Here is a 6,585-nt window from a genome sequence, read left to right on the forward strand (position 1 = left end):
CGCCGTCGCCGCCGGCACCGCCGTCGGTGCGGCCCGTCGCGCCGTTGCCGCCGTTGCCGCCGGCACCACCGGCGCCGCCGCCGAAGAAGGTCGAGCCGTTGCCGCCCTTGCCGCCCTGGCCGCCGTCGCCGCCGAAGCCCACCTGGCCATTGGCCAGGCCGACGTTCCAGGTCACGAGGTTGGCGATGTTCAGGCCCAGGTCCACATAGGCCACCGCCGCGGCCACCGCGTGCGCCGCGGACAGCACGCCATTGGGCGGGAAGGTGGCCAGGGCGCCCGCTGCGGCGGCGGTGTCGGCCACGGCCGTCTTGGTCGCGTTGGCCACGGCCATGATGAGCTGCGCGTTCAGCGGCACGCCGCTGCTGCCGCTGCCGCCGCTGCCGCCCTTGCCGCCGGCGGCGTTGGTGCCGTTGCGCGCGTTGCCGCCGTTGGTGCCGTTGCGGCCTTCGCCGTCGGTGATGGCGGGCACCAGCCAGCTGGCGTTGGTGCCGTTGCCGCCGTTGGCGCCGACCGGGCCCGAGGCCGCCAGGCCGTTGAGCGAGCCGCCGGTGCTGAAGGCCGAACTGGCCGTGAAGCTCGTGAGGCCGGGCGACGGTGCGGCGCTGAGCACCACCGTGTTGCCCGAGACGCTGAGGATGCGCGTGCCGGCGGGGATGCCTTCGCCTTCGAGCACCATGCCGGCCTGCAGGCCCGCGGCGCTGCGCAGCTGCAGCACGGCGCCGGACTGGCCGAGGATGCTCTTGGTGGAGACGTCTGTCGGAACTTCCGTCAGCTCCTTGCTCAGCGTGAGCTTGCCGGTCTGTGCGTCAACGGCCGTGATGGTAGTGCCGTCGGGGATGCCGGTGCCGCTGATCTCGGTGCCCACGCTCAGCCGGGTATCGACGCCGACGAGCTGCAGGGTGTTGCCGCCCACGCGGCCCACGGGCAGTGCGCCCTTGAAGCCCATGCCCGTGATCGCGTTGCTGGTCGTCACCACGTCGCCGTTGATGGCCGTGATCGTGGTGCCCGGGGGCACGCCGTCGCCCGTGAGCTCCATGCCCACGCTCAGGCCCAGGCCGGAGGCGGGCAGGCGGATCTGGTTGTTGCCGAGGTTGGCGAACTGCGAAGCCTGGAAGCTGGTGAGGTCCACCAGCTTGAGCGACACGCCCGGCAGCTGCAGGGGCTGGCCCGCGGCCAACAGGTCGATGGGCTTGCTCAGCGTGATGCTGGTGACGGCGTTGGTCGCGTCGCGCGCCACGTTCGTGATCGTGGTGCCGTCCGGGATACCGGTGCCCACGATGCTCATGCCGGTGGCCACGTCGGAGTTGGCCAAGCCGGCGAAGTTGGCCGCGCCGATGGTGGTGGCGCCGTTGTTGAGCGTTGCGCCGGAGAGGGTCTTGATGGCCGAGGCGTCCACCGTCAGCGGGGTGCTGAAGGTCACCGAGTTGCCCGAGATCGAGCCGATGGTGGCCGTGCCGCCGCCCATCGAGACGGCCGAGCCCGCCTTGAGCAGCGGGTTGGCGTTGCTCAGCGTCACGCTCGAAACCGTCAGCGAGCCGCTGCTGTTGCTGACCGTGGCGCTGACCTGGAAGGCCGTGACGGCAGTGACGTCGGACGTCTTCTCCGTCAGGGAGACCGTGGCGCTGGACACGTTGACATCGGGCGTGCTGCCGCCTTCGCCGCCCTTGACGGCGTTGTGCTCGAAGGTGACGTCGTTCAGCGACAGCGAGGCGCCGTTGTTGACGAAGAAGACACCGCCCAGGCCCGCGCCGCCGCCGCTGCCGGCACCGCCCTGGGTATAGAAGTTGGTGAACAGGGCATTGCTGGTGGGCAAGCCGCAGCCGCCGACGCCGACCATGCAGCCGCCGCCACCCTGGCCGTCGACGATGGCCGTCAGGCCCTCGGCCTGGGCCGTGCCCATGCCGGCCAGACCCGCCAGCACGACGGCTGCCACCGCGGCGCGGCTGGAGGTCTTGCCTCGGCCCGGGCGGTTTTCGGCCACGGCCACCCAGGAGCCGGAGGCCGAATTCCAGATGACCCGAAATACGTGATTCAAAGAAGGACGACGCACTGCATTCTCCGTAGAGAAAATGGGGGTGCCCGGCGCCATGAATGGTGAGGCGCCAGGGTTTGGTATTGGTTTGAGGGCGACGGGCGCAAGCATGGCTCCGCCGCGACGGTGGCCCGGAGATGTGCCGCCGTCGATATTTGTTTTTCGCGCCTTTTCAGGGATGCCCATATGGGCATTCGGAAATAGGCTGGGAAATGAATTTCAAACAGGCAGGCATGGACCGTTGCAGCCGGCCTGCCCGTCTAACGGGCGTCCGGCAGAAGGCGTATCAGGAACAAACGCATGCATGGCACATGCGCGTGCCGTTGGACTGTGCCGCCATCCCCGTCAGGAGCCGTCTTGAATGCGGCGCCAGCGGTTGTTCATGCCTGAGGGGTGAGTTCCAAATTCCTTGCGCTGGAGAGCGCTTTTGTTGCTTCGAGAGCAATTGTCGAGCTGTTACGCCGGTTGTGGCTCAGCGTTGCCTCATTTGTTCGAGCCGGCGTGACATAAGTGCTGTATTTCTGTGGGGCGGACTGCCGTGGTAAGAAATGCAGCAGGTTGATATAAACCGGTATTCGGCTGAATGATTAGGCCGTTGAGCACACGAATAACACGGCGCTGTGTGTTATTCACGAACCTTGCTGTTATCTGACAGCGGCGCGACTGCTCCCTCCCGGGAGCAGCGTGCAGGCCGTGGCACACCGGAGCCCGCCGATGGAGCGGGTGCGGCCGGAGCCGGCCGATGGTGGCCGTTGAAGTGCGGCGGCGGCTGAGCGCCGCTCACGCGTGCCGGCGCTCAGGCCGCGCTCACAGCGAGGCCGATTCCGAGGCGGCTTGCAGGAGCTTGCGCGTCTCCACCCGGCTGGCCAGGGAAGCCTGCTGCAGGGCGGGCGGGGGATCGTCGCGGCCGGTGCGGAAGATACGCACCGAGGCGGCCACCACCTCGGCCTGGCGCTGCAGCGAGTGCGCCGCCGAGGCGAGCTGTTCCACCATCGCCGCGTTCTGCTGCGTGACGCTGTCGAGCTGGCTCACGGCTTTGTTGACGTGCTCCACGCCCTGGGCCTGCTCCTGCGCGGCGCGGCTCATGTCGGCGATCAGGCCGAACACCCGGTCCACCGCCTGCGCGCTCTGGCGCACGGTGCGGCCCGTGGCCTCGGCCAGCGCGTTGCCGGCTTCCACGCGGGAGGTGGCGTCGCCGATGAGGTCCTTGATCTCGCGCGCCGCGTCGGTGGTCTTGCCCGCCAGGGCGCGCACCTCGCCGGCCACGACCGCGAAGCCGCGTCCGGCCTCGCCGGCGCGCGCGGCCTCCACTGCGGCGTTGAGCGCCAGGATGTTGGTCTGGAACGAGATGCTGTCGATGACCTGGATGATCTCGCCAATGCGCTGCGAGGCCTCGCGGATCTCGCCCATGCGCTGCACCATGGCCTGCATCGACTGTCCACCCTGGCGCGCCGCATCGGCAGCCTCCTGCGCCAGGCCGCGCGCGGTCTCGGCATGCTCGGCGCTGTGGCGCAGCGTCACGGCGATCTGCTCCACCGACGAGGCCGTGTGCTGCAGGCTGCCGGCCTGGGTCTCGGTGCGCGTGCCCAGGTCGCCGTTGCCGGAGGCAATCTCGCTGGCGGCGGTGCGGATGCCTTCCACCTCGCGCCGCACGTCGCCCACGATGGCCTGCAGGCTCACGTCGAGCTGCGCCAGCGCGCGCATGAGCTGGCTGACCTCATCGGCGCCGGCCTTGGACACGGCGCTGCCGAGCTGGCCGGCGGCCAGGCAGTTGGCCGTGGCGATGGCGTCGCGCAGCGGCGTCACGGCCAGGTGCCGCAGCCACAGCGCCATGCCGACGCCCAGGCCCAGCCCCGCGCCCACGCTCAGCGCCCAGTGCAGCCCGCTGGCGGCCAGCGCCGCGTTGCCCACCGAGGTGCCCAGGCTCATCGCCACGATGCGCCCGCCCAGGCCCCAGCGCAGCGCCGTGCGCAGCCGCCCGCGCAGCGAGCGCTCGTGCACCTCACCGTGATGCACCCGGTAGCGCTGCGGGCGGCGGCGCATCTCGGCGTACAGCGCCTCGGCCGCCGCGACCTGCTCGCGCGTGGGCTTCACGCGCACGGACATGTAGCCCACCGTGCGCCCGTGCTCCACCACCGGCGTCACGTTGGCCCGCACCCAGTAGTGGTCGCCGTTCTTGCGCCGGTTCTTCACCAGGCCCGTCCAGGGCAGGCCTTCCTGGAGCGTGGCCCACAGGTCGCGGAAGGCCTCGGCCGGCACGTCGGGGTGCCGGATCATGTTGTGAGGCTGGCCCAGCAGCTCGTCGCGGGTGTAGCCGCTGACCTGGATGAAGGCCGGGTTGCAGTAGGTGATGTAGCTCTTGAGGTCGGTGGTGGAGACGAGCGTCACGCCGTCTTCGAGCACGTACTCGCGGCCGGTCACGGGGCCGGTATTGCGCATGGCAGGGACTTTCGCAATTCGGAAGGGGCGTCGCGGTCGTGACGGCGGCGCTTCGATTTGGTGCCCGCAAGCCGCGTGGCACGGACTCCGCATGCAGCGGAGTCTTCGCTTGCCAGCGCAGAAGGGCAGCTGTCACGCGACGCTGCGCTGATCAGCGCAGCAGAAAATTGTGACACCGCAAAGTTTCGGCGTTTGCCGCGCGATCTGTATGGGCGTGAGGTGACAAATTCACGCAATTCACCACGCCAGTGCGCTGAAAGTGGTTTTCCCTACTTTGGTGCAACGGCAACTTGCGCTGCAAATTGCTGGAATTGCGCATTCCGTTGCTTCCCAGCGAAGGAGGTGCGGTGTACGGAAGGCAGCAGGCGGCGGCGCCGGCCCGGCCGTTGCAACCGCATCGGGTCGCGGGTCGTGGCGTGTGATGAAGCTGATGCGGTGCCGGGCGCTCAGCGCGCCAGCGCCGGCGGCAGGCTCGCCGCGCGGGCCAGGCGCTCGCTCAGCAGCGGCGGCAGCTCGGCCACGAGGCGGGGCTTGTGCACCACCGGCACGCCCGCCAGGGCGAAGGCGTAGGGAGCGCGCTGCACTTCATCCAGCGAGGTCAGGACGATGAGCTGGCTGCGGGAGAACTGCGGGTGCGTGCGCAGGCTGGTCAGCAGCGTGGCGCCGTCGATGCCGGGCAGCAGGATGTCCACGATCAGCACCGCCGGCTGCAGCTCGCCGGCCATCGCCAGGCCGGCGATGCCGTCGTCGGCCACGTGCAGCTCGACGTCGGGAAACTGCTCGCGCACCAGCAGCGACACCAGGTGTTGGCAGTGCGCCGAGTCCTCGATCAGCAGCACCGTGCGCGTAGGCGTCTGCGTCGAGGGCGCCGGCACCGTCGTGCCGCTGTGGTGCGAGGCCAGCCAGCGCTCGACCGAGCTGCGCGAAATGCGGCGGTGGCCGCCGGGCGTCTTCCAGGCCTGCAGCTCGCCGCGGTCCACCATCAGCTGCACCGAGCGCACCGCCATTCCCAACCATCGCGCCACCTCCAGCGTGGTGCAGTGGTCTGCCGCGTTTTCCACGGCGGGATGCTCGACGACATTGGGGCGCGCGGTCATGGCGCCATTTTTGCCGACTTGGCGATTTTTTGATGGCCCGTGTTTACAGGAATAGCAGTTTCACCGATTGCCGGCGGTCCATGGCAGGGCGGTGTGTCAGGGCGGTGTGACAGCCACCCCCACGCGAATCAGTCGCGCGGACGGAATCCGATGACGATGGCCGACGGCACGCGGCCGTCCACGTCGCGCGGCAGCACGCCGGTGCGGTCCACGGCGCGCAGCACGGCTTGGTCCCAGTCCGGGTTGCCGCTGCTGCGCACGAGCCTGCGGCCGACGATGCTGCCGTCGGGCGCGGTGCGCACCTCGACTTCGGCCATCGGGTTGCCGTTGATGTCGTCGCCGAAGACGATGTTGGGCTTCACGCGCGCAACGATGCGCCCGGCGTAGCCGGCGGAGGGTCCGGCGTCGCGCGCGGCCTTGCCGCTGGAGCCCGGCGAGCCGCTGCCCCCGGGGCTGTCGGGCGAGCCGTTGACCTGGCCCATCATGCGGGCGAGCTGCTGCTGGCGCAGCTTGGCCGCCAGCTCCGCCTGGCGCTTTTCCTCGGCGGCCTTGGCGCGCTTGTCCTCGGCTTCGGCCTTGGCCTTCGCCTCGGCCTTGGCGCGCTTTTCGGCTTCCTCAGCCTTGGCCCGCTTTTCGGCCTCGGCCGCCTTGGCGCGTTTTTCCGCCTCCTCGGCCTTGGCTCGCTTCTCGGCCTCCTCAGCCTTGGCCCGCTTTTCCGCCTCCGCAGCCTTGGCGCGTCTCTCGGCTTCCTCGGCCTTGGCGCGTTTCTCGCGCTCGGCCTGTTCCTTGAGCTTGGCCTGGCGCTCCTGTTCGGCTCTCTCCGCCTTCTCCCTGGCCAGCTTCTCGGCGCGCGCCTTCTCGGCGGCGAGTTCCTCCTGGCGCTCACGCTCCTTCTCGCGGCGCTCGCGCTCCAGCGCGATCTGCGCGTCACGCGGGGAGGGTGCCGGTGCCGCCGCGGCCTTGGGCGGCGGTGGAGGCGGCGGCGGTGCGGGCACCGGGGCGGCGGCGCGCGGCGTC

3 protein-coding genes and 1 pseudogene are annotated in these 6,585 nt (G+C 70.1%); all 4 read right to left on the reverse strand.

Annotation, left to right across the window (positions count from 1 at the left end):
• A pseudogene (locus Q0741_RS14265) lies at positions 1-1,981 on the reverse strand (hypothetical protein); the annotation flags it as partial.
• A gap of 858 nt (positions 1,982-2,839) precedes the next feature.
• A complete protein-coding gene (locus Q0741_RS14270) occupies positions 2,840-4,471 on the reverse strand; it encodes a PAS domain-containing methyl-accepting chemotaxis protein (protein ID WP_298233874.1) in 1,632 nt (543 codons plus the stop codon).
• Positions 4,472-4,917: 446 nt separating this feature from the next.
• Positions 4,918-5,568 (reverse strand): response regulator, encoded by a 651-nt coding sequence (locus Q0741_RS14275; RefSeq protein ID WP_298233875.1) that lies wholly within the window; start codon positions 5,566-5,568, stop codon positions 4,918-4,920.
• A gap of 128 nt (positions 5,569-5,696) precedes the next feature.
• The coding region (gene tolA / locus Q0741_RS14280) for a cell envelope integrity protein TolA (protein ID WP_298233876.1) at positions 5,697-6,585 on the reverse strand (889 nt) is incomplete at its 5' end.

It is taken from the genome of uncultured Azohydromonas sp. (genome assembly GCF_937926365.1).
Lineage (GTDB): Bacteria > Pseudomonadota > Gammaproteobacteria > Burkholderiales > Burkholderiaceae_C > Azohydromonas.